Annotated in this window: 22 protein-coding genes and 1 pseudogene; 12 read left to right on the top strand and 11 right to left on the bottom strand. The window is 69.7% G+C overall.

All coding sequences use genetic code 11. The features are described 5' to 3' along the window. Positions 1-152 precede the first annotated feature (152 nt). The 5 genes from gap to T333_RS24225 all read left to right on the top strand — a co-directional run bounded on the left by gap (position 153) and on the right by T333_RS24225 (position 4,089). Complete coding sequence (gene gap, locus T333_RS24245) at positions 153-1,172, top strand: type I glyceraldehyde-3-phosphate dehydrogenase (protein ID WP_163815989.1); 1,020 nt, start codon at positions 153-155, stop codon at positions 1,170-1,172. Between the two features lie 5 nt (positions 1,173-1,177). Beyond that, entirely contained in the window at positions 1,178-2,392 is a 1,215-nt protein-coding gene (locus T333_RS24240; RefSeq protein WP_357248384.1) for a phosphoglycerate kinase, read from the top strand. A gap of 3 nt (positions 2,393-2,395) precedes the next feature. Further along, on the top strand, positions 2,396-3,181 hold the full coding sequence (gene tpiA / locus T333_RS24235) for a triose-phosphate isomerase (RefSeq protein ID WP_357248387.1): 786 nt from the start codon (positions 2,396-2,398) through the stop codon (positions 3,179-3,181). 180 nt (positions 3,182-3,361) lie between these two features. Continuing rightward, positions 3,362-3,652 (top strand): hypothetical protein, encoded by a 291-nt coding sequence (locus tag T333_RS24230; RefSeq protein WP_496425939.1) that lies wholly within the window; start codon positions 3,362-3,364, stop codon positions 3,650-3,652. Positions 3,653-3,855: 203 nt separating this feature from the next. Next, positions 3,856-4,089 carry a hypothetical protein gene (locus T333_RS24225; RefSeq protein WP_357248393.1) on the top strand — a complete coding sequence of 78 codons (234 nt, stop codon included), beginning with the start codon at positions 3,856-3,858 and terminating at the stop codon, positions 4,087-4,089. Here T333_RS24225 and T333_RS24220 read toward each other — a convergent pair whose 3' ends face one another. Continuing rightward, positions 4,090-4,884, bottom strand: a complete 795-nt coding sequence (locus tag T333_RS24220) for an META domain-containing protein (protein WP_496425938.1) — start codon at positions 4,882-4,884, stop codon at positions 4,090-4,092. It lies immediately after the preceding gene. A 188-nt stretch (positions 4,885-5,072) separates the two neighbouring features. Between T333_RS24220 and T333_RS24215 the strand changes: the two genes are divergently transcribed. The 5 genes and pseudogenes from T333_RS24215 to T333_RS24195 form a co-directional block, all read left to right on the top strand. Continuing rightward, complete coding sequence (locus tag T333_RS24215) at positions 5,073-5,741, top strand: hypothetical protein (RefSeq protein ID WP_496425937.1); 669 nt, start codon at positions 5,073-5,075, stop codon at positions 5,739-5,741. Positions 5,742-5,793: 52 nt separating this feature from the next. Continuing rightward, the gene (locus T333_RS24210; protein WP_355002257.1) at positions 5,794-5,997 is read left to right on the top strand and encodes an EF-hand domain-containing protein; all 204 of its coding nucleotides are present in this window, start codon (positions 5,794-5,796) and stop codon (positions 5,995-5,997) included. Positions 5,998-6,141: 144 nt separating this feature from the next. Further along, a complete protein-coding gene (locus T333_RS24205) occupies positions 6,142-7,752 on the top strand; it encodes an MFS transporter (RefSeq protein WP_355002258.1) in 1,611 nt (536 codons plus the stop codon). Between the two features lie 81 nt (positions 7,753-7,833). Then, positions 7,834-8,067 carry a preprotein translocase subunit SecG gene (gene secG, locus T333_RS24200; protein WP_355002259.1) on the top strand — a complete coding sequence of 78 codons (234 nt, stop codon included), beginning with the start codon at positions 7,834-7,836 and terminating at the stop codon, positions 8,065-8,067. A gap of 19 nt (positions 8,068-8,086) precedes the next feature. After that, positions 8,087-8,323, top strand: a pseudogene (locus T333_RS24195) (helix-turn-helix domain-containing protein); the annotation flags it as partial. A gap of 36 nt (positions 8,324-8,359) precedes the next feature. Here T333_RS24195 and T333_RS24190 read toward each other — a convergent pair. Both T333_RS24190 and T333_RS24185 read right to left on the bottom strand, forming a co-directional pair. Beyond that, complete coding sequence (locus tag T333_RS24190) at positions 8,360-8,647, bottom strand: hypothetical protein (RefSeq protein WP_496425936.1); 288 nt, start codon at positions 8,645-8,647, stop codon at positions 8,360-8,362. 29 nt (positions 8,648-8,676) lie between these two features. Next, positions 8,677-9,525: an SDR family NAD(P)-dependent oxidoreductase gene (locus T333_RS24185; protein WP_496425935.1), complete on the bottom strand. Its 849-nt coding sequence runs from the start codon at positions 9,523-9,525 to the stop codon at positions 8,677-8,679. 54 nt (positions 9,526-9,579) lie between these two features. Here T333_RS24185 and T333_RS24180 point away from each other — a divergent pair, with 54 nt between their 5' ends. Beyond that, positions 9,580-10,569 (top strand): alpha/beta fold hydrolase, encoded by a 990-nt coding sequence (locus tag T333_RS24180; RefSeq protein ID WP_496425934.1) that lies wholly within the window; start codon positions 9,580-9,582, stop codon positions 10,567-10,569. A gap of 12 nt (positions 10,570-10,581) precedes the next feature. On the opposite strand, the gene T333_RS24175 is transcribed toward T333_RS24180, so the two are convergent. Next, positions 10,582-11,262, bottom strand: coding sequence for a hypothetical protein (locus T333_RS24175; RefSeq protein ID WP_496425933.1), 681 nt, complete (start codon positions 11,260-11,262; stop codon positions 10,582-10,584). A gap of 286 nt (positions 11,263-11,548) precedes the next feature. Then, complete coding sequence (locus tag T333_RS24170; protein WP_496425932.1) at positions 11,549-12,370, bottom strand: bestrophin-like domain; 822 nt, start codon at positions 12,368-12,370, stop codon at positions 11,549-11,551. A 217-nt stretch (positions 12,371-12,587) separates the two neighbouring features. Here T333_RS24170 and T333_RS24165 point away from each other — a divergent pair, with 217 nt between their 5' ends. Continuing rightward, positions 12,588-13,139 (top strand): hypothetical protein, encoded by a 552-nt coding sequence (locus T333_RS24165; RefSeq protein WP_496425931.1) that lies wholly within the window; start codon positions 12,588-12,590, stop codon positions 13,137-13,139. Between the two features lie 43 nt (positions 13,140-13,182). Here T333_RS24165 and T333_RS24160 read toward each other — a convergent pair whose 3' ends face one another. The 6 genes from T333_RS24160 to tal all read right to left on the bottom strand — a co-directional run bounded on the left by T333_RS24160 (position 13,183) and on the right by tal (position 20,605). Further along, complete coding sequence (locus T333_RS24160) at positions 13,183-13,662, bottom strand: SRPBCC domain-containing protein (protein WP_357248422.1); 480 nt, start codon at positions 13,660-13,662, stop codon at positions 13,183-13,185. A 137-nt stretch (positions 13,663-13,799) separates the two neighbouring features. Then, a complete protein-coding gene (locus T333_RS24155) occupies positions 13,800-16,139 on the bottom strand; it encodes a thiamine pyrophosphate-dependent enzyme (protein WP_496425930.1) in 2,340 nt (779 codons plus the stop codon). A 117-nt stretch (positions 16,140-16,256) separates the two neighbouring features. Next, entirely contained in the window at positions 16,257-16,997 is a 741-nt protein-coding gene (gene pgl / locus T333_RS24150) for a 6-phosphogluconolactonase (RefSeq protein WP_496425929.1), read from the bottom strand. Next, positions 16,990-17,898, bottom strand: coding sequence for a glucose-6-phosphate dehydrogenase assembly protein OpcA (gene opcA / locus T333_RS24145; RefSeq protein ID WP_355002269.1), 909 nt, complete (start codon positions 17,896-17,898; stop codon positions 16,990-16,992). The genes pgl and opcA overlap by 8 nt, the downstream gene beginning before the upstream one ends. After that, positions 17,895-19,460, bottom strand: a complete 1,566-nt coding sequence (gene zwf, locus T333_RS24140) for a glucose-6-phosphate dehydrogenase (RefSeq protein ID WP_355002270.1) — start codon at positions 19,458-19,460, stop codon at positions 17,895-17,897. The genes opcA and zwf overlap by 4 nt, the downstream gene beginning before the upstream one ends. Before the next feature lie 5 nt (positions 19,461-19,465). Further along, positions 19,466-20,605, bottom strand: a complete 1,140-nt coding sequence (gene tal / locus T333_RS24135; protein ID WP_496425928.1) for a transaldolase — start codon at positions 20,603-20,605, stop codon at positions 19,466-19,468. Positions 20,606-20,609: the final 4 nt, after the last annotated feature.

Below are 20,609 nucleotides of genomic sequence, written 5' to 3'. Positions count from 1 at the left end.
CGTCCACCTGGGCGGGTGGGCGCCGGATCGTGACCGGTCACGGCCCTCGGACGGTCCTCACCATGCGAGGTGCGTGTCGGAGAGGTGACCGCAGGGCACTAGTGTGAATAAGGCATCGGAATGAATCCGCTTGAAAGCTGAGGAGCGATAACGTGACAGTCCGGGTAGGCATCAACGGCTTCGGTCGTATCGGACGTAATTTCTTCCGGGCGGTGGAGGCGCAGAAGGCGCTCGGCACCACCGATATCGAGATCGTCGCGGTCAACGACCTCACCGACAACGCGACCCTGGCCACGCTGCTGAAGTACGACTCGATCCTCGGCCGTCTGCCGCAGGATGTCTCGCTGGACGGCGAGGACACCATCGTGGTCGGCGACCAGCGGATCAAGGCCCTGGCCATCAAGGAAGGCCCGGCGGCCCTGCCCTGGGGCGACCTGGGCGTCGACGTGGTCGTCGAGTCCACCGGCATCTTCACCGACGCCACCAAGGCCAAGGGCCACCTGGCGGCGGGCGCCAAGAAGGTCATCATCTCCGCCCCGGCCAAGGGTGAGGACCTGACCGTGGTCATGGGTGTCAACGACAGCCAGTACGACGGCAGCCAGAACATCATCTCCAACGCGTCCTGCACCACCAACTGCCTCGGCCCGCTGGCCAAGGTGCTCAACGACGAGTTCGGCATCGAACGTGGCCTGATGACCACGATCCACGCCTACACCCAGGACCAGAACCTGCAGGACGGCCCGCACAGCGACCTGCGCCGCGCCCGCGCCGCCGCGCTGAACATCGTGCCCACCGGCACCGGCGCCGCCAAGGCCATCGGCCTGGTGCTGCCCGAACTGCAGGGCAAGCTGGACGGCTACGCGCTGCGCGTTCCGGTCCCGACCGGCTCGGTCACCGACCTGACCGCGACCCTGAGCAAGTCGGCCACCATCGACGAGATCAACGCCGCGTACAAGGCCGCCGCCGAGGGCCCGCTGAAGGGCATCCTGAAGTACAACACCGACCCGATCGTGTCCAGCGACATCGTCACCGACCCGCACTCGTCGATCTACGACGCGCCGCTGACCAAGGTCATCGACGACCAGGTGAAGGTCGTGTCCTGGTACGACAACGAGTGGGGCTACTCCAACCGCCTCGCCGACCTCATCGGCCTCGTCGGCAAGTCCCTCTGATCGGCATGGCAGTCAAGACGCTTCAAGATCTGCTCACCGAGGGTGTCGAGGGCCGGGGCGTGCTGGTGCGCTCCGACCTGAACGTTCCCCTGGACGAGAACGGCGAGATCACCGACCCCGGCCGCATCATCGCCTCGGTGCCGACCATCGAGGCGCTGGTCCAGGCCGGCGCCAAGGTCGTCGTCACCGCGCACCTGGGCCGTCCGAAGGGCGAGCCGGACCCGAAGTTCTCGCTGGCTCCGGTCGCCGCGAAGCTGGCCGAGCTGCTCGGCCGCAACGTCCAGCTGGCCGGTGACGTGGTGGGCTACGACGCGCTCTCGCGCTCGGAGGGCCTCACCGACGGCGACGTGCTGCTGCTGGAGAACGTGCGCTTCGACGCCCGCGAGACCAGCAAGGACGACGCCGAGCGTGGCAAACTCGCCGCGGCGCTCGTCGAGCTGGTCGGCGACGACGGCGCGTTCGTCTCCGACGGCTTCGGCGTCGTGCACCGCAAGCAGGCCTCGGTCTACGACGTGGCCAAGCTGCTCCCGCACTACGCGGGCACGCTGGTCGCGGCCGAGGTGGACGTGCTGGCCAAGCTGACGGAGAACCCCGAGCGGCCGTACGCGGTCGTGCTCGGCGGCTCGAAGGTCTCCGACAAGCTCGCGGTCATCGAGGCGCTGGCTCCGAAGGTCGACACCCTGGTGATCGGCGGCGGCATGTGCTTCACCTTCCTTGCCGCACAGGGCCTTTCGGTGGGCTCCTCGCTGCTGCAGGAAGAGATGATCGACACCTGCAAGGAGCTGCTCGAGCGCTTCGGCGACGTCATCCACCTGCCGCGCGACATCGTGGTGGCGGACAAGTTCGCGGCCGACGCCGACTCCAAGATCGTGCCCGCCAACGAGATCCCCGAAAGCTGGATGGGCCTGGACGTGGGCCCGGAGTCGGTCGACCGGTTCGCGGCGCTGCTCACCGAGGCGAAGACGGTGTTCTGGAACGGCCCGATGGGCGTGTTCGAGTTCGCGAACTTCGCCGCGGGCACCCGCGGGGTCGCCGAGGCCATCGTCACGGCGACCGGCAAGGGTGCGTTCACCGTGGTCGGCGGCGGCGACTCGGCCGCGGCCGTGCGCGCGCTCGGCCTGCCCGAGGACGGTTTCTCGCACATCTCCACCGGCGGCGGCGCGTCGCTGGAGTACCTGGAGGGCAAGGAACTCCCCGGCATCAGTGTGTTGGAGGACTGATCCATGGCACGTAAACCGCTCATCGCGGGCAACTGGAAGATGAACCTCAACCACCTCGAGGCCATCGCCCTGGTGCAGAAGATCGCCTTCGCGCTGCCGGAGAAGTACTTCGCCAAGGTCGACGTGGCGGTCATCCCGCCGTTCACCGACATCCGCAGCGTGCAGACTCTCGTCGAGGGCGACAAGCTGCTGATCACCTACGGTGCGCAGGACGTGTCCGTGTACGACTCGGGCGCCTACACCGGTGAGATCAGCGGTGGCATGCTGGCCAAGCTCGGCTGCACCTTCGCGGTGGTCGGGCACTCGGAGCGGCGGCAGTACCACAACGAGGACGACGCCACCGTGCTCGCCAAGGCCAAGCAGGCGCTGAAGCACGGCATCACGCCGATCGTGTGCATCGGCGAGGGCCTGAATGTCCGTGAGGCGGGCACGCACGTCGAGTACAACCTCGAGCAGCTGCGCGGTTCGCTGAAAGGCCTGACGGCCGAGGAGATCTCGAAGGTCGTCATCGCCTACGAGCCGGTCTGGGCCATCGGCACCGGCAAGGTCGCCACCCCCGCCGACGCGCAGGAGGTGTGCGGCGCCATCCGTGCCGAGCTCGGCGAGCTGGCCTCGCCCGAGGTCGCCATGGAGGTGCGGGTGCTCTACGGCGGTTCGGTCAATGCCAAGAATGTCGGCGAGCTGGTCGCTCAGTCCGACATCGACGGTGCGCTGGTCGGCGGCGCGTCGCTGAAGGGTGACGAGTTCGCCACGCTGTCGGCGATCGCCGCGGGTGGTCCGCTGCCCTGAGTCGGTCGACGGCGTCGCGCTGACGCCGCAGGAACGGCCCGGTATCGCGCGTGCGATGCCGGGCCGCTTCGTTTCCTCGGGCGTGTGTTTCGTTCTGGGCGTAACCGCGCGCCGGGCAATGGCACGGCGCCGTGTGTGATGATGGGCCGACTCCGATCACCAAGGCCGACAAGGATTTCCGTGCGCTCCACTCTTTCCCGTGCCCTGAGTTCCCTCGCGTTGGTCGCCGTCGCCGCGCTCGGCGCCGGGTGTTCCGACGATACGACCAGCACCGCGGCCGCGTCGCCGACGACGTCCGCGGCGAGCGTCGACCCGAACACCCAGGATCCGGGCCATCGCAGGCTGAACCAGCTGGTCGGCGAATGGCGCGGGGACAAGTCGACCTACGTCGCGGGCGGCACGCCGGACAAGCCGCTCCAGACCGAGATCGTCTCCCGCTGGCAGTGGATCGCCGAGACCGGCGACAACTGATTTCGTGAGGACGTCGGGCACACCAAACCCCCGGGAGCCCAACCGGAGGATTACCGACGCGACAACTGATCTCGCACGGGCCGGGTAACTCACCGGGTACGCCCAGAACCCGAGCGGCACCCCACCGCCGGCCCGGCACGAAACTTCCGGGGCTCTCACGACCGGCCTTGAACGCGGAGAGGCGGAACAGCAGCGTCACGCCGATGATGATGACCTACAAGGGCGCCAAGGACAGCGGCGGCAGCGACACCGAGATCACCGTCCTCGGCGAGTTCACCGACCCGGGCGTGCTCGGCGAACGCTTCGTCGGCAAGACGATTCCGATGCGCACCACGATCCGGCTGGAATCGGCGGACCGGGTCGTGATGGAGCTCTACTTCACCCCGCCGGGCGAGGCGGAGATGATCGCGGACCGGGTGGTTCTCACCAGGAAGTGACTACCGGGCCGTCAGGGTCAGGCCGTGTCCGTTCGCGTTGCGCAGGGTGAGCACGTCGGCGTCGATGGTGGCCGTGGTCTGCCCGTCGAGCACGCGCAGCACCGCGGCCTCGACCTCCATCACCTCGGGCGGACACATCATCTTGGTGGTGGCCACCTGAAAGGTGACCTTCGCGGCGTCGTGGCTCGGCTCGACTGTCGCCGTGCCGGTCAGCCGGTTGCAGCCCGCGGAACCGGAGACCGCGCCGTCCTCGGCGATGACCAGCGTCGGCTTCGCGTCGATGATGGCTTGGGACTGTATCTGCGCGTCCGGCGTGATCAGCCCGTTCACCACCCACGTGGTGCCGCGCAACGGTTTGTCCGGCTGCGCGACCTTCTTGTCCAGCAGCGTGACGGTCTGCTCGTTGTTCTTCAATGTCAGCGTGTCACCGTCGAGCTGCCAGGTCGGCGCGGAGCTCAGCAGGGTGTCCACCCACTGATCCGCGTCCGCGAGGTCGCCGGGACAGCCGATCAGCGTGCTCGCCAGTTCGTCCACCCGCAGCACGTGCTCGTCCAGCGTCACCGCACCCGAAATGGTGTTGCACCCCGCGTAGCCGGTCACGGTGCCGTCGGCGAACCGCAAACTGAGCGGCCCGCCACCCGGAATCGGCGCGCCTTCCACCTCGGTCGACAGGAAGCTCCGCCCCATCGGCGTTGCCTCCGGCTCACTCGGCCCGCTCTCGTCCCCATTCCCGCACGCGGCGACACCGAACGCGAGCAGCAACACCGGAACCAAGCGCACGAGTGAGGACGGCATGCGGCGATGCTACCGAGATCGCGTCCCGTACCTCGTCAACCGACCTCGGCCGGTCGACCCTTCGCCGGTCGTCCGCGACACGCGGTTTGCTCGGTTTCGCACGGCCGCTGCCGAAATCGACTTCGGCTTTTCCGGCGGGATGGGCACAATGCCGGGGACCGGGTGAAGTGATCGCCGAGAAGCCCGAAGTGGACGATGCGGGGAGGGTGTGGGTGCGGGTCTGGACGTTGCAGGCGCCGGAAGTCGTTGCGGCGCTGCGGGACCGGGGGCGTTATCGAGCGTCGTGGGAGCGGGTGGTCGTGAATTGGCGGCCCGCCTACCGCGCCATGGTCGGGCAGATGGAGCGCAGCGGGATCGCGTGCGGTGACGCGCCGCCGGTGTGGTGCTGGCCGGGGCGGGCGCTGCGCCGCGGGCGAGGGCGCATGACCGCGGACCTGCTACTGGGCGACGATCAATGGGCGCACGGCGTGTGCCTGCTGCGGTTGACGGTTCCACCCTCGGCGGCGCTCGCGACGTCCTACGCCCGCTGGAACGACTACCTGGGGGAGACAATGGCCCTGCTCGCGGCGCCGGGACGATCGGACGGTCCTGCGTTCGGACCCGACGAGGCAGCGATGGATTGGCGCGGCGTCCCGGTCGACGCGTGGGACGCCACGCAGATAGTTCTGCCGGAGCTGCGCAGCGAATGGCTGGTCGGCGTCCGCCACTATCCGCCGGGTGCCGACACCGCCTCGCGCATCGCCGCCGACCCGGAACTCCGTGCGCTCGCGGCGGTCGACGACGGTGCGCGACCGCGGCGAGAAGCGATCCGCCGGTGGCGAGGGCGGCGGTATATTCGACAAGCTCGATGCTCGTAGTTCGACCAGAAGATCGGAAACCGATTCGGACAGCTACGAAGGGAGAGTTGCCATGGCCGACGCCACTCAGGTATTCGCCGAGATCGATCTCGACGATGACGGCTACATTTCCGTCGACGAACTCAAGAAATATCTCGATCGCACCCGTTCGGTCAGCGATGCCGCCGGCTCCAGGTACTTCGGGTTGCTCGACAAGGACAAGGACGACCAGATCAGCTTCGAGGAATTCGAGAAGTCCTACCTGGCCGGACGTTAGTTTCGCGGCGCGACGCCAGCCGTCGCGGCAAGCATCACTGCTCCTGCCGCTGTCGATCGCGCACAAGCTCGCGGCCCCGCAGCCCCGGAACCCGCATGGTCCGGGGCTGCGCTGTGCCGTAGGAGGGGCTGCGCACGCGGCGATATGCTCTTCGGAGTGACCACCGCCGACGCGACGACCCCGCTTTCCACGTGGGCGCCGCTGCGGTCCCCGATCTATCGAGCGCTGTGGATCGCGCAGTTGGTGTCCAATCTCGGCACCTGGATGCAGACCGTCGGCGCGCAGTGGATCCTGGTCGACGAGCCGAACGCGGCGACGCTGGTGTCGTTCGTCCAAACCGCGATCACGCTGCCGGTCATGCTGCTGTCCATACCCTCCGGCGTGCTCGCCGACCTGGTCGACCGCCGCCGTCTGCTGCTGGGCGCCCAGTCCACGATGGCGTTGCTGGCCACGCTGCTGGCGGTCTCCACCGCGACCGGCCACACTACGCCCGCGGTGCTGCTCACCCTGCTGTTCCTGCTCGGCTGCGGACAGGCGCTCACCGCGCCCGCGTGGCAGGCGATCCAGCCGGAACTCGTACCGCGCGAACAGATTCCGTCCGTCGCGGCACTGGGCAGCATGAACATCAACATCGGCCGCGCGGTGGGACCCGCGGTCGCGGGCGTGCTGGTCTCGCTGTCCGGGCCGACGCTGGTGTTCGCGCTCAACGCGGTGTCCTTCGCCGGGATCGTCGCGGTGCTGACCGTGTGGCGCAGGCCGGTCACCGACCGGAAGCTGCCCACCGAGCGACCGCTGGCGGCTCTCCAGGCGGGCACCAGGTTCATCCGCGCCGCGCCCGCGATCCGGCGGGTGCTGCTGCGCTCGATCCTGTTCATCGCCCCTGCCAGCGCGCTGTGGGCGCTGCTTCCGGTGATCGCGCGCGACTCGCTGGGCCTGTCCTCCTCCGGCTACGGCCTGATGCTCGGCGCGCTCGGCGTCGGCGCCGTGCTCGGCGCTTTCGGTCTGTCGCGGATCCGCGCGCTGCTGACACCCACGCAGCGGCTGACCGCGGCCGCCGTGCTGTTCGGCATCGCCTCGGCGGGCGCGGCCCTGCTGCACCACGTGGCGGTGGTACTGGTGCTGCTGGTCGGCGCGGGTCTGGCCTGGCTGCTGGCCATGTCGACGATGAACTCCACCATGCAGCTGCTGCTGCCCGCCTGGGTGCGCGCCCGCGGCCTCTCGGTCTACATGCTGGTCTTCATGGGCGGGCAGGCCATCGGTTCGCTGCTCTGGGGGTTGGTCGCCGGTGCGCTCGCCCCCGTCACCGCGCTGCTCATCGCCGCGGCGCTGCTGGCCGCCAGCGCGGTGAGCAGCGTGTGGCTGCCGATCCGGCACAACGCCGAGGAACTCGATCTCACCCCGTCGGCGTTCTGGCCGGAGCCGCAGCTGGTGGTGGAACCGGAGCCGGACGACGGACCCGTGCTGGTGCTGCGCGGCTACGACGTGCCGGAGGAGAAGGTCGAGGAATTCCTCGGCGCGATGGCGTTCGTCGGCCGCTCGCGCCAGCGCACGGGCGCGATGGAATGGCGGCTGTATCGCGACGTCGGCGTGGTCGATCGGTACGTCGAGGCGTTCGTGGTGCGTTCCTGGGCCGAGCACATGCAGCAGCATCAGGTGCGGCTCACCGCCCAAGATCGGATTCGCGAGCACGCGGTGGCGGAGTTCGACGCGGGCGAGGAACAGATCACCCACCTGGTCGCGATGGACCGTCCGTAACGAAGCCCGGCATCGAGGCCGAGCCGATCGCCGTCGAGCCCCATTAGGCGGGTGATCCGCGCACCCCATAGGATGGTCGCCATGCGGATGTTCCTGGATATCCTCCTGATCATCACCAGCCTGCTGCTGGTGCTGCTGGTGCTGCTGCACCGCGCCAAGGGTGGAGGCCTGTCCAGCCTGTTCGGCGGCGGCGTGCAATCGAGCCTGTCCGGCTCCACCGTCGTCGAGAAGAACCTCGACCGCGTCACGATCTTCACCGGCCTCATCTGGGTCATCGCCATCCTCGGCATCGGCCTGGAGATCAAGTTCGCCTGAGCGGGCAACGGCTCGGTCACCGGGCCTGCCGCGAACGTCGGCGCGCGATCACCTGACCCAGCCGAGTCTCAGCGCGCAACTGCGGAAGCTGGAGAAATCCCTCGGCGTGCAACTGGTGAAGCCGACACCGGCCGGACGCACCGGCCCGCACCTGGCCGCGCTGAGCGACGGGACACTCCACGTCGGCCTGGTGTACGGCCACTCGCACACCGCCGCGTTCCGCTATCGCCCACTGCTGCAACGCATCCGCTGGTGACCGCGCCCATCGCCGTCTTGGCCGCGACCCAGTACTTCACGACGAGCAACACGCCGTTCCCGCGGAAGTGACCTCGGCACTGCGGCGCGTCGTGGCGCGCAGCTGACCGCGCGTCACGACCAGCGCCGGGGCGATGGCCAGGCCGAGCACGGCCGTGAGCGACGGGAGTAGCGCGCACCGCGCCGCAGCGGCCTGTCCTGCGGCTCGACCGGGACGGATATCCAGGCGCAGCGCGAGCAGGATCGCCGCGAGCGCGGCCGCGCCGAGCCTACTGCCCTGCCAGGGACAGCACTGGCCGCGCCGCGAGCATTGCGCCTCGACCATGTCCGGCCGCAGCGGCGGGGAGACAACGGTCAGTCGTTGCGCGGCACCCGTCCGTCGATGTCGGTGAAGCCGTACTGGTCGGCGAGATCGGCCACCCGCCAGGCAAGTCCGGTGCGTGCGCGCCGCCGCGGATCGGCGGCCAGCGCGACGACGGCACGGCCGGGGAAGCGCGGCGTCTCCGCGGCGCCGAGGTCGAAGGTGCCCTCGCCGGGCAGGGTGACCAGGCGGCGTCCCTCGGCATCGGCGGGTACCAGCTGGAGAAGTTCGGTGTTTACGATTCCCGGCCACAGCGAGACCACGGTGACCCCGGTGTCGGCGAGATCGTGGGCCATGTCGGCGGTGAGCCGGTCCAGTGCGGTCTTGGCCACGCCGTAGACCGCGTTGTGCATATAACGCCGGGACCCCGGTGACGAGACGTTGACGACGAGCCCGCTCGACCCGATCAGCAGCGGCGCGGCGTAGAAGCTTGCGGCGTAATGGGATCGGACTCCCACGTCGAAGGTCTCGTCCCAGGCGCTCGGCGGCACCTCCCAGAACGGCTTGCCGAGCCAACGGGCGGCGGCGGGGGAGTTGTAGACGTTGTTCACCAGCACGTCGAGGCGGCCGTGTTCGGCGCGCACCCATTCGAACAGGCGCTGCACGGCGTCGTCGTCGCGGTGATCGCAGACGAAGGGGACGCCGTGCCCGCCGAGCGCGTCGATCTCGGCCGCGGTGTCGTGCACGGTGCCGGGTAGTCGGCCCGCCGTCGCCGATCGCCCGGTGATGTACACCGTCGCGCCCGCCGCGCCCAGTTCCAGCGCGATGCCCTTGCCGATGCCCCGGCTCGCACCGGTGACGACCGCGACCCGGCCGTGCAGTTCTCGTGGTATTCCGCTCACGACTCTCGGACATTACCGTTACTCGTAGAACGCGTTCTAGATTTGGAGGCGAGAGTGGAGCTGACGCATCGGTTCGTGACCACCAACGGCGTCCGGATGCACGTTGCCGAACAGGGCAGCGGCGATCCCGTGGTGTTCTGTCACGGTTTCCCGCACACCTGGTTCGTCTGGCATCGGCAGCTCGCCGCGGTCGCCGCCGCCGGGTACCACGCAATCGCCCCTGACCTGCGCGGATACGGCCGGACCGAGGCTCCCGAGGATCCGGCGGAGTACACGAATCGCGCCGTCATCGGCGATCTGCTCGGCCTGCTGGACGACATCGGCGCCGAGCGCGCGGTGTTCGTCGGGCTGGATTTCGGCGCCGCGCTGGTATGGGAACTGGCGTTGCGCGCACCCGAGCGCGTGGCGGGCGTGGTCGTGCTGAACAACCCCTACGCGCCGCGCCCGCCGCGAGCGCCCTCCGAGCTCTGGGCCAAGGCGGCCGCGCGCCACTTCCTGCACCTGGACTACTTCCAGCGGCCCGGTGTCGCCGACGCCGAACTGGCGGCTCGCCCGCGCGAATTCCTCGTCCGCGTCTACTACTCGCTCAGCGCCGACTACCACTACCTCGACACCTGGCGTTTCCCCGCCGAGGGCACCGGCTACCTCGACGTGCTTCCCGAAGCTCCGGCGCTGCCGTGGCGCTGGCTGTCCGAAGACGAGTTCGCCACGCTCGCGGCCGATTTCGAGCGCACGGGTTTCACCGGCGGCCTCAATTGGTACCGCAACCTGGACCGGAACTGGGCGCTCACGGCCGACTACGCGGACGCTCGGGTGAGCGTGCCCGCCTACTTCCTCTACGGTGAGCGCGATCCGGATATGGAGGGCTTCAGCGGGCGCGATCCGCTGGGGACCTTGCGCGCGTACGTGCCGGACCTGCGCGCGGTGACCAAGATTCCCGACGCCGGGCACCTCGTCCAGCTCGAGCGTGGCGACGAAGTGAACGCGCTGATCACCGCGCACCTAACCGACCTGGCGTCGACCGCCGCCGACGTCCCGGCCTGACACCCGACGTCATCACGGCAGTCTCGGGACGCGACTCGCGACGACCCGAGTGCGGACGGCGGCGAGCACTGTGATCACCAGGACCGTCATGAGTTCCAAGAGGTTCCAGGCGAGCGGGTCGGCGGTGGGTTCGACGGGTTGCGGATCCGCCGCTTTCGGCGGTCGTGCGGGGAGGGGCGGACCGGGCTCCGGTGTGAAAGCCTGCGCCGGAATGGGTTCTGGCGCGGGTTGGGGTGCCGGAACGGGCAGCGGCGGCTCGAGTCGCAGCGGAATGCCGGGCGCGGGCGGCGTCATCGGGAGCAGCAGGAGGCAGGTGAGCAGCGCGCTGCCGCCGAGTGCCGACCCCGCGGCGCTACCGAGGGCCGAACCGCTGGAACCCGGTCCGACGAGGCCGCTGCCCGTGGTGCTGCCGAGCGCCGAGCCGGAGCCGAGGAGACCCGGACCCACCAGACCGCTGCCGAGCGCCGACCCGCTCGAGCCAGGACCCAGCAGACCACTGCCTGTCGCGCTCCCCAGCGCCGAGCCGAGCGCGAGTGCCGCGCTGCCGGTACAGGCCGTGCGGACGCTCCCGGCGTCGAGGCCGAGGGTTTCGGCGGGGGTGGCGGCTGGTTCGAGAGCCGGGTCGGTATCCGTGACGGGAACCGGCTCCGGCCCGTAGCCCGGGGAGCCTGCGACTGTCGCAGGCTCGCGCATCGGCGAGCCATTCGACGGCACGAGAGCCAAAGGAAGTGCGGCGAACGCACTTCCGGTATCGATCGCTGTCAGATCCGTGATAGCGCTACCGGAGTCGGGATGTTCGCCGACGAGAAGCGCCCCGCCCGCACTGCCGGTGGCGATGCCGGGTGGCGTTAGCGGCTCGGCGAATGCCGGGATCGGTTGCGTCAACAGGGCTGCCGCCACCGGCAGAGCGACGAATCCGGTTCTCGCGCAACGACTCTTCGAGCCGGGATCGTTCCCTCGCGCACCGGCGCGGCCCGGCTTACCGGTGCGGAACATCGCCTGCGCCGATCGCCGTGGCCGGTGCGGACTTCGCCGATCGGTCACCGATCTGCTCGAAGCGGGACTGCGCGTATTCGTAGGCGTCCCTCGGGACGACGTTGCCGCCGGAGAAGGGTCGGTCCAGATTGTGGATGGCGAGCACGGCGGCGCCGACCACCACGCCGAGCAGCGCGGTCATCGCGACGCTGCGTTTGGTCACCCGCAGGCCCGACAGCACCGGGCTGAGCAGCAGGAGAACCGTGCCGAAGAACAGTGCGAGATAAAGGAATCGGGGGACGCCACGGTCGGCGTCGACGGCTCGATCGTGCCGGGCCTGGGCGACCTGGTCGAGTCCGGCGAGCGCTTCGGCGCGCGTATCGCTCGTCGCGGTGTCACTCGAGGACACCGCGGTGACGCTGGCGCGCAGCGTGTCGAAAGTGTCCTGGGTGACCGGGCTCAGCTTGCGTTCGGCGTCCATCACCGCCCACTCGCCGCCGACGACCTGCTCGGTGTACGCGCGAACCAGACCCTGGACGCGCTGCCGGTCGGTGTCGGGCAGCCCCTCCGCGGCAAGGTAGGTGTCCACCAGCGCTTTCGATTCCGCGACGGTGTGGTTGTGCGCGTTCTGATACTGCTGCCAGCAGATCACCACGACGAACGCGACGACCGCGGTGAAGAAGGTCTTGATGAGGTCGAGCACGAGGGTTCCGGACGCCTCGTCGCTGGTCTGCCGCCAGGACTCCGGGCGAAGCCGGTCACCCACCACGAACACCGTCAGCGCCAAGACCGCCGCGGCAACCGGAAAGATGAATTCGAAAGCCATATCGAGCACCGCCTTCCGCACAACTGGGCCGCCGGGGTGACACCCCGGCGGGTGGCGTGATCGCGGACAGCAGCGATCGACAGTGATTCGGGGCGGCGCAACGGGCGGATGAGATCCCTTGGCGTGTCGCGCATTCGGTGAGTCGCGGTGCGGCGGCCGGGATTTCGGATGTCGTCGGCCCCTGCCGTCCAGGCCGAGCGGTCGGTACTGTGGCCTCATGAGAATTGGGGGAATCGATTGGCGGCGTGGGGCGCCGAGGTGGTGGGTCGGCTGGACGCTGGGCACCGCGGTACTCGCGGCGGCATGCTCACTCGGTCTGATCGTCCAGGAGGTGATCCAGGACGACAGCGACGACCGCACGATACTTCTACTGTTGGGGCTGCTCACGGCCGGAGTGTTGTGGCTGGTCTGCGGCGTGATCGGTTTGATCGCCTACGACAACGCACGATTGAGTGCGGTCGCGCCGCTGGTCGTCGTCGTCGCGGTCGCGCTGTTCACGTGGGAGCTACCGGAACGCCTCGGGTGGTGGCTGTCGAAGGGCAGCCTCGACCGGGCGGCCGTCGACTGTGTCCCCACCGAAACGAGCACGCGCTATGGCGCCTACACGATCTTCGAGGTCGAGCCGTACGAGGGCGGGTGTCTGTTCAGCACGGGGCGTGGTTTGTATACGAGGGAGGGCTTCGCCTACATGCCGAACGGAGCGCCGCAGCCGAAACACCGATACGACTATCACTTCGACCCGTACGACGGTCCTTGGTATCGCTACTGAATCGGTGCGAACCGTCCCCGGCCCTTCCGGAACGGCGGGTCGTTCAGCGGTATTCCGCCGCGAGCTCCGGGTAGTCGGCCCAGTTCGGAAGCGGCTGGAACTCCAGGTAGGCGGTGAGCCGGTCCAACAGGTACTGCCAGCGCGGACCGACGGAGCTCGCTTCGGGATGGCAGAGGTGGCGGCGGACGAGTTCCAGATTGGTGACGACGCCGACCTGGGTCAGGCGCAGCTCGACGATGCAGCCGTCGACGTGCACGACCAGTTCGTGCGGCGCGACGCAGTGCTCGACACGGACCGCGATCGGACCCGCGACCGGACCGTCCACCGGCTCGATCGTGTAGTTGCCGCTGCCGCCCGTCACCGCGCCCAGCCAGCGTTCGAGTTGGCTCCGTGACGTGCACGCCGACCAGACGTCCAGCACCGGCTGACGGTAGGACCGCAGGTAGTGCAGCAGCACGCGAGCGTCGCCCTCGGTCGCGTCGTGCTCGGGTCGCACCTCGCCCAGGATGGACATCGTGGTCATCGTCCTGCCCTTTCGCCGCTGGTCACCATTGCCTGTCCAGGGTATTTCCCGCCGCCGCCCATCGAACCGCGAACACGCGGATCCGCGCCGACGCGTACCTCCGCTTCACTCCGACGGACTTCGTCCGCCAGCGCCGGTCAGGCGAGCAACTCCGCCGCGGCCTTCTCGATACCGGTCTCGTCCAACAGCACGGTGTCCGCCGCGGGCCCGAGCGGGACGAAGCTGTCCGTGCTGGTCACCCGCGCGACGCGACCGGCGAAACCGGCATCGATCAGCGCGGCGCACACCGATTCGGAAACGCCGCCGCTGTGGCGGGTTTCGTCGGCGACGAGGACACGGCCGGTGGCACGAGCGTGCGCGAGCAGATCGGCGACCGGCAGCGGATTGAGCCAACGCAGGTCGAGCACGCGGGCGCGGACACCGCGCGCCGCGAGCCGGTCCGCCACCCGCAGGCTCATCGGGACGCCGTTGCCGAAGCTCACGATCGTGAGGTCGCCGCCGTCGCCGTAGACGCGGGCGCGGCCGATCTCCACGTGCGGCCCGGCGGCGGGGGCCAACCACGCGCCGTCGCCGGGATGCAGGTCCTTGGTGTGGTACAGGGCGATGGGTTCGAGGTAGACGCATACCCGTCCGTCCACCCGCGCCGCCGAGACGCAGGTGCGCAGCAGCGCCGCCGCGTCGTCGGCGCGGGACGGCACCGCGATCACCAGCCCGGGGATGTCACGAAGCGCCGCAACGGAATTGTCGTTGTGGAAGTGCCCGCCGAAGCCCTTCTGGTAGGCCAGCCCCGCGATCCGCACCACCATCGGATTGCGGTAGCGGCCGTGCGAGAAGAACTGGAGGGTGGCCGCCTCGCCGCGCAACTGGTCGGCGGCGTTGTGCAGGTAGGCGAGGTACTGGATCTCCGGAATCGGGACGAAACCGGCGAGCCCCGCGCCGAGTGCGGTGCCGAGCACGCTCTGTTCGTCGAGCAGCGTGTCGAAGACGCGGCGCGCGCCGAAACGCTTCTGCAAACCCTTGGTGACGCCGTACACGCCGCCTTTGCGGCCGACGTCCTCGCCGAAGACCAGCACGTCGGTGTCGCGTGCGAGCAGGTCCGCCAGGGTGTGGTTGATCGCCTGCGCGACGGTCGTCCCGGGGTCGCTCGCGGGCGTGGTGGTGCGGGTCGTGCGACGGTCCGGACCCGTGAGGCGCGCGCCGTACCGGGATGCCGTGCCGCGTGCCTCGGACCGCGAATCCGCCTGCTCGTGCGGCACCGTCCGCCCAGGGGGCGCGCCGACCGCATCGGAAGCATGCCCCGGCCCCTCAGAGGGCGGCGCGTCGCGCAGCACGTCGGCCCGCACCGCCTCGGGACGAGCGGGCGCCAAGGGCGCGGTGACGGCCGCCGTGGACGTCAATTTCGGTTCCCGCCAGACCAATTCGGCCATGGCGGTCACCCGGTGCCCGATCTCGTCGTAGAACGCGACCACCTCGTCGGGCTTGGACAGGCCCCGTTCGACGAGCAGCCGGGCCGTTGCGACGACCGGGTCGCGCACCAGATCGGCCGCGATGTCGGCGGGACGGCGGTACGCGGCCTCCATGTCCGAACCGGCATGACCGAGCAACCGCACCGTGCGCAGCCGCAGGAACGCGGGCTTGCGCTGCTCGCGCACCCAGCGGACGGCGCGTTCGGACACGGTGAGCGCGTCGATCGGATCGCAGCCGTCGGCGTCGAAATAGGCCAGCCCCGGCCGTGTTCCGTACGCGTTCTCGATCCAGTCCGGAGGGGTCGGCACGCTGATGCCGATGCCGTTGTCCTCGCAGACGAACAGGATCGGCACCGGAATCCCTTGGTGCGCGGTGTGAATCGCGGCATTGACGGCGCCCGCCGCCGTCGAGTGGTTGGCCGAGGCATCGCCGAAAGTGCACAGCACCACCGAGTCTCGCGGCCATTCCGACGGGATGCCGAGCCGCCCCGCCCGTTCGATCGCGAAGGCCAGCCCGACCGCTCGCGGCAGGTGCGAGGCGATGGTGGAGGTCTGCGGTATCACGTGCGCCGATTTGCTGCCGAAGACCTTGTGCCTGCCGCCGGAGATGGGGTCGACCGCCGCGGCGACCACGCCGAGCAGCACGTCGCGAATCGGATCCAGCCCCGGCACTCGGCGCGCGCGGTGCACGAAGAACGCGCCCGACCGATAGTGCAGCAGCGCCGGGTCGGTGGCCCGCGTCGCGACCGAGAGCGCCGCGTTGCCTTCGTGACCGGACGAGCCGATGCTGTAGTAACCGCGCTTGGCCACGCCGAGCGCGCGCGCCGCCAGATCGAGATGCCTGCTGGTGGCCTGCGCGTCGAAGACCTCCCACAGCGTGTCAGGGGAGAGGCCGGGGCCGAGGTTGTCGTCGCGAATGTGTCGCGGCGCCAGCGTGCCGATCTCGGCGCGGAACCGCTCGTCCAGTGCCCGCGCCGGATCCGCGCCGGATACCGGCGCCGCCCCGCTCATCGCTGCCCCGCGCGCGGCGAGCACGGCGGATCGGCGTGGGCCGCGCGACCATGCCGCCGGTCCATCGAGCGACCGGTGGGGTTGTCGACGAGCAGGTGCGGCACCCGACCTCCGTTGTCAGCGCAGCGCGCTCGCGGCTTCTCGATCCAGCAACCAGATGGTGGATTCCCGACCCGCCGCGCCCGCGGCCGGGATGTCGACCGGCTCGGCGCCGCCGACCGCCGCGGCGACCGCTTCGGCCTTGCCCGCCCCGGCGACGACCAGCATCACGTGTCGCGAGCGCCGCACCGCGGGCAGCGTCAGCGTGACGCGGACCGGCGGCGGCTTGGGGGAATTCGTCACGGCCACAACGAGTTCGTGCTCCTCGCGCACCGCGTCGGTGTCCGGGAACAGCGAGTTGATGTGCGCGTCGGGGCCCATGCCGAGCAGGTGCAGGTCGAACGCGCCGTGCTCGGCGAGGTGGGCGTGCACCGCCGCCGAGTACTCGGCGGCGGCCTCGACCGGATCGGGGTACTCGCCGTCGGACGTCGCCATCGGATGCACCCTGGCGTGATCGACCGGCACGTGGTCGAGCAGCGCCTGCCTGGCCTGCAACTCGTTGCGCTCGGGATCGCCAGCGGGGACGAAACGCTCGTCCCCCCAGAAGATGTCGAGCCGCGACCAGTCGATATCGCCGGGCGCCTTGCGCACCTGCTCGAGCATCGCGATGCCGGTGCCGCCACCGGTCAGCACCACCGACGCCGAGCCGCGCTCGGCCTGGGCGGCCGTGACCACCTGCACGAAGCGGGCGGCCGCCGCGGCGACGAGCGCGTCGGCGTCGGGGTGGACCTCTACGGTGTCGCGGGGAGTCTCACTCATAGGTCACCTTCTCGATTCCGGCGAGGGCTTCGTGATAGATCTCGTCGGCGTCGAGCCGACGCAGTTCCTCGGCGAGGCAGTCGCGAGTCTCCCTCCGCGCCAAAGCGATTCGCTGATCGGGATCACCGGTGCGGGTGAGCGTCGCGGTGCGCCCGGTCTGCGGGCGTTCGATGGACATGGACGCCGACGGGCGGTTCACCTCCACCCGCAGCGCGCCCGAGCGTCTGCGCACCGGGCAGCCCAGCCGGGCGGCCAGCCAGCCGGCGAGCATGTCCAGCGCGGGCTCGTCGCGCAGCCCCGACACGGTCACCGACTCGACCGGTTCGAAAGGCGGCTCGTCCAGCGAGGCGGCCAGTAGTGCCCGCCAGTAGGTGATCCGGCTCCACGCCAGGTCGGTGTCGCCCGAGGCGTAGGAGGCGCGCCGCTTCTTGATCGTCGCCTGCGGGTCGGCGGCGAAGGTGGCATCGGTGATGCGCCGGGTCGCCAGGCGTCCCACCGAGTCCTTGGACGGGAACTCCGGCGCGCCCCGCGGCCACCACGCCACCACCGGGGTGTCGGGCAGCAGGAACGGGATGACGACGCTGCTCTCGTGGCTCACCAGCTCGCCCTGCAGGCGCAGCACGATCACCTCGGCCGCGCCCGCGTCGCCGCCCACCCGGATCTGCGCGTCCAGCTTGGTCTCCGCCTCGCGGTCGCCGCGCGCGAGAACCACTACGCGACAGGGATGTTCGCGGCTGGCGTCGTTGGCCGCGTCGATGGCGTCCTCGGCTTCGGAGCTGTCCAGCGTGCACACCACCAGGGTGAGCACCCGGCCCATGGTGATGACGCCGTTGCTCTCGCGCAGCTGCACCAGGCGCTTGGTGACCGCGCCGGTCGTGGTGTCGGGCATGTCGATGATCACGGGCGCCGCCATTCCCGGCCGGTGCGCTCGAGCATCTCGTCGGCCGAGGCCGGACCCCACGTGCCCGCGGGATACGGATCGGGCTTGCCGTCCGCCGCCCACCGCTCGAGCACCGGATCCAGGATGCGCCAGGACAATTCGACCTCCGCGTTCACCGGGAACAGCGACGGCACCCCGAGCAGCACGTCGAGGATCAGGCGTTCGTAGGCCTCGGGGGAGGACTCGGTGAACGCCTCGCCGTAGCTGAAATCCATGTTGACGTCGCGCACTTCCATGCCTGAGCCCGGCACCTTCGAGCCGAAGCGCATGGTGATGCCCTCGTCCGGCTGCACGCGGATGACCAGCGCGTTCTGGCCGAGCTCCTCGGTCATGGTCTGGTCGAAGGGCAGGTGCGGCGCCCGCTTGAAGACGACCGCGATCTCGGTCACCCTGCGGCCCAAGCGTTTTCCGGTACGCAGGTAGAACGGCACGCCCGCCCAGCGCCGGGTGTCGACCTCGAGGGTGATCGCCGCGTAGGTCTCGGTCTTGGACTCCGGGTCGAAACCCTCCTCGTCGAGCAGGCCGACGACGTGCTCGCCGCCCTGCCAGCCCTCCGAATACTGCCCGCGCGCCGTGGTCTCTTCCAGCGGCTCCACCAGCTTGGTCGCCGAGAGCACCTTGATCTTCTCGGTCTGCAACTGCTTGGGCTCGAAGCTGATCGGCTCCTCCATGGCGGTGAGCGCGAGCAGCTGCAGCAGATGGTTCTGGATGACGTCGCGCGCCGCGCCGATGCCGTCGTAGTAGCCCGCACGTCCGCCGAGGCCGATGTCCTCGGCCATGGTGATCTGGACGTGGTCGACGTAGTTGGCGTTCCAGATCGGGTCGAACAACTGGTTGGCGAAGCGCAGCGCCAGGATGTTCTGCACCGTCTCCTTGCCGAGATAGTGATCGATGCGGAACACCGTCTCCTCCGGGAACACCCGGTTGACCAGCTCGTTGAGCTCGACGGCGCTGTCCAGGTCGTGCCCGAACGGCTTCTCGATCACCACCCGCCGCCACGGCTTGCGCCCGGCGATGTCGGTGGTGCTCGGCTGCGCGAGCTTGTGCTCGGAGAGCTGGTCGAGCACCACCGGGAACATGTCCGGCGGAATGGACAGGTAGAAGGCGTGATTGCCGCCGGTGCCGCGCTCCTTGTCCAGTCTGCCGAGGGTGTCGGCGAGCCTGGCGAAGGCGGCGTCGTCGTCGAAGGTGCCCTGCACGAACCGGATTCCCTCCGCCAGGTGGTCCCAGACCTCCTGACGGAAGGGCGTGCGGGCGTGCGCCTTCACCGCGTCGAGCACGACCGCGGCGAAGTCCTCGTCCGCGTAATCGCGCCGCGCGAAACCGACCAGCGCGAAACCTGGGGGCAGCAGCCCCCGGTTCGCCAGGTCGTAGATGGCGGGCATCAGTTTCTTGCGGGACAGGTCACCGGTGACACCGAAGATGACCATGCTGCACGGTCCCGCGATCCGCGGTACCCGCTTGTCCCGCTCGTCGCGGAGTGGGTTCTTCCAGACTGTCGACGTTTTGGCCGAGCCTGCCATGGGATTCAGTTGCCCCCGGCCGACGACGCTGCGCCCAACTCCTCGGCGGTGGCGGAAAGCAGTTCCTCCCAGGACTTCTCGAACTTGTCGACGCCCTCGCGCTCGAGCACCTCGAACACGTCGTCCAGGTCGATGCCCACCGCGGCGAGCTTGTCGAAGACCTCCTTGGCCTCCGCCGCGGTGCCGCGGACGGTGTCGCCGCGGACCTCGCCGTGGTCGGCGACCGCCTCGAGCGTCTTCTCCGGCAACGTGTTCACGGTGTTCGGGGCGACCAGCTCGGTGACGTAGAGGGTGTCGGAGTAGTCCGGGTTCTTGACGCCGGTCGACGCCCACAGCGGCCGCTGCCGGTTCGCGCCGACCGAGGCCAGGTGCGCGTAGGTGGAGGTGTGCTTGCCGCCGTCGAACACGTCCTGGTACTCGGCGTAGGCGAGGCGGGCGTTGGCCACACCGGCCTTGCCGCGCAGCGCGAGCGCCTCGTCGGAGCCGATCGCCTCCAGCCGCTTGTCGATCTCGGTGTCCACCCGGGACACGAAGAACGAAGCGACGGAATGGATCTTGGCCAGGTCGTAGCCCGCGGCCTTGGCCCGGCGCAGACCGTCCAGGTAGGCGCCCATCACCGAGCGGTAGCGCGCCACCGAGAAGATCAGGGTGACGTTCACGCTGATGCCCTCGGCGATCACCGCGGTGATGGCGGGCAGGCCCGCCTCGGTCGCGGGGATCTTGATGAACAGGTTGGGGCGGTCCACCGTCTTCCACAGGTCGATGGCCTGCGCGACGGTCTTCTCGGCGTCGAAGGCCAGCCGCGGGTCGACCTCGATGGAGACCCGGCCGTCCACGCCGCCGGAGGACTCGTACACCCCGGCCAGCACGTCGCAGGCCGCGCGCACGTCGTCGGTGGTGATGGTGCGGATCGCCGCGTCGGCGTCCGCCCCTTGCGCGGCAAGCGCTTTCACCTGCGCGTCGTAGGCGTGACCCTTGCTGAGCGCGCCCTGGAAGATCGTCGGGTTGGTGGTCACGCCGACGACGCTGCGGGTCGCGACCAGCTCGGCCAGGTTGCCGGACTGGATCCGGTCCCGCGACAGATCGTCGAGCCACACCGAGACGCCCGCCGCGGCGAGTGCGGCGAGGTTTTCGTTCTGTGCCATGAGG

Source organism: Nocardia sp. CNS-044, assembly GCF_059570515.1.
The sequence above is the reverse complement of the archived record's forward strand: the minus strand, read 5'-3'. Positions and strand labels throughout refer to the sequence as shown.

Coding starts and splice junctions, on each gene's coding strand:
- T333_RS24190 (WP_496425936.1), bottom strand. CDS start 8,647: ATGGTCGAGGCGCAATGCTCGCGGCGCGGCCAGTGCTGTCCCTGGCAG.
- zwf (WP_355002270.1), bottom strand. CDS start 19,460: ATGGCAGGCTCGGCCAAAACGTCGACAGTCTGGAAGAACCCACTCCGC.
- T333_RS24155 (WP_496425930.1), bottom strand. CDS start 16,139: ATGAGCGGGGCGGCGCCGGTATCCGGCGCGGATCCGGCGCGGGCACTG.
- T333_RS24210 (WP_355002257.1), top strand. CDS start 5,794: ATGGCCGACGCCACTCAGGTATTCGCCGAGATCGATCTCGACGATGAC.
- tpiA (WP_357248387.1), top strand. CDS start 2,396: ATGGCACGTAAACCGCTCATCGCGGGCAACTGGAAGATGAACCTCAAC.
- T333_RS24220 (WP_496425938.1), bottom strand. CDS start 4,884: ATGCCGTCCTCACTCGTGCGCTTGGTTCCGGTGTTGCTGCTCGCGTTC.
- T333_RS24165 (WP_496425931.1), top strand. CDS start 12,588: ATGAGAATTGGGGGAATCGATTGGCGGCGTGGGGCGCCGAGGTGGTGG.
- T333_RS24205 (WP_355002258.1), top strand. CDS start 6,142: ATGCTCTTCGGAGTGACCACCGCCGACGCGACGACCCCGCTTTCCACG.
- T333_RS24240 (WP_357248384.1), top strand. CDS start 1,178: ATGGCAGTCAAGACGCTTCAAGATCTGCTCACCGAGGGTGTCGAGGGC.
- pgl (WP_496425929.1), bottom strand. CDS start 16,997: ATGAGTGAGACTCCCCGCGACACCGTAGAGGTCCACCCCGACGCCGAC.
- T333_RS24225 (WP_357248393.1), top strand. CDS start 3,856: ATGATGATGACCTACAAGGGCGCCAAGGACAGCGGCGGCAGCGACACC.
- secG (WP_355002259.1), top strand. CDS start 7,834: ATGCGGATGTTCCTGGATATCCTCCTGATCATCACCAGCCTGCTGCTG.
- T333_RS24170 (WP_496425932.1), bottom strand. CDS start 12,370: ATGGCTTTCGAATTCATCTTTCCGGTTGCCGCGGCGGTCTTGGCGCTG.
- tal (WP_496425928.1), bottom strand. CDS start 20,605: ATGGCACAGAACGAAAACCTCGCCGCACTCGCCGCGGCGGGCGTCTCG.
- T333_RS24160 (WP_357248422.1), bottom strand. CDS start 13,662: ATGACCACGATGTCCATCCTGGGCGAGGTGCGACCCGAGCACGACGCG.
- T333_RS24175 (WP_496425933.1), bottom strand. CDS start 11,262: ATGCGCGAGCCTGCGACAGTCGCAGGCTCCCCGGGCTACGGGCCGGAG.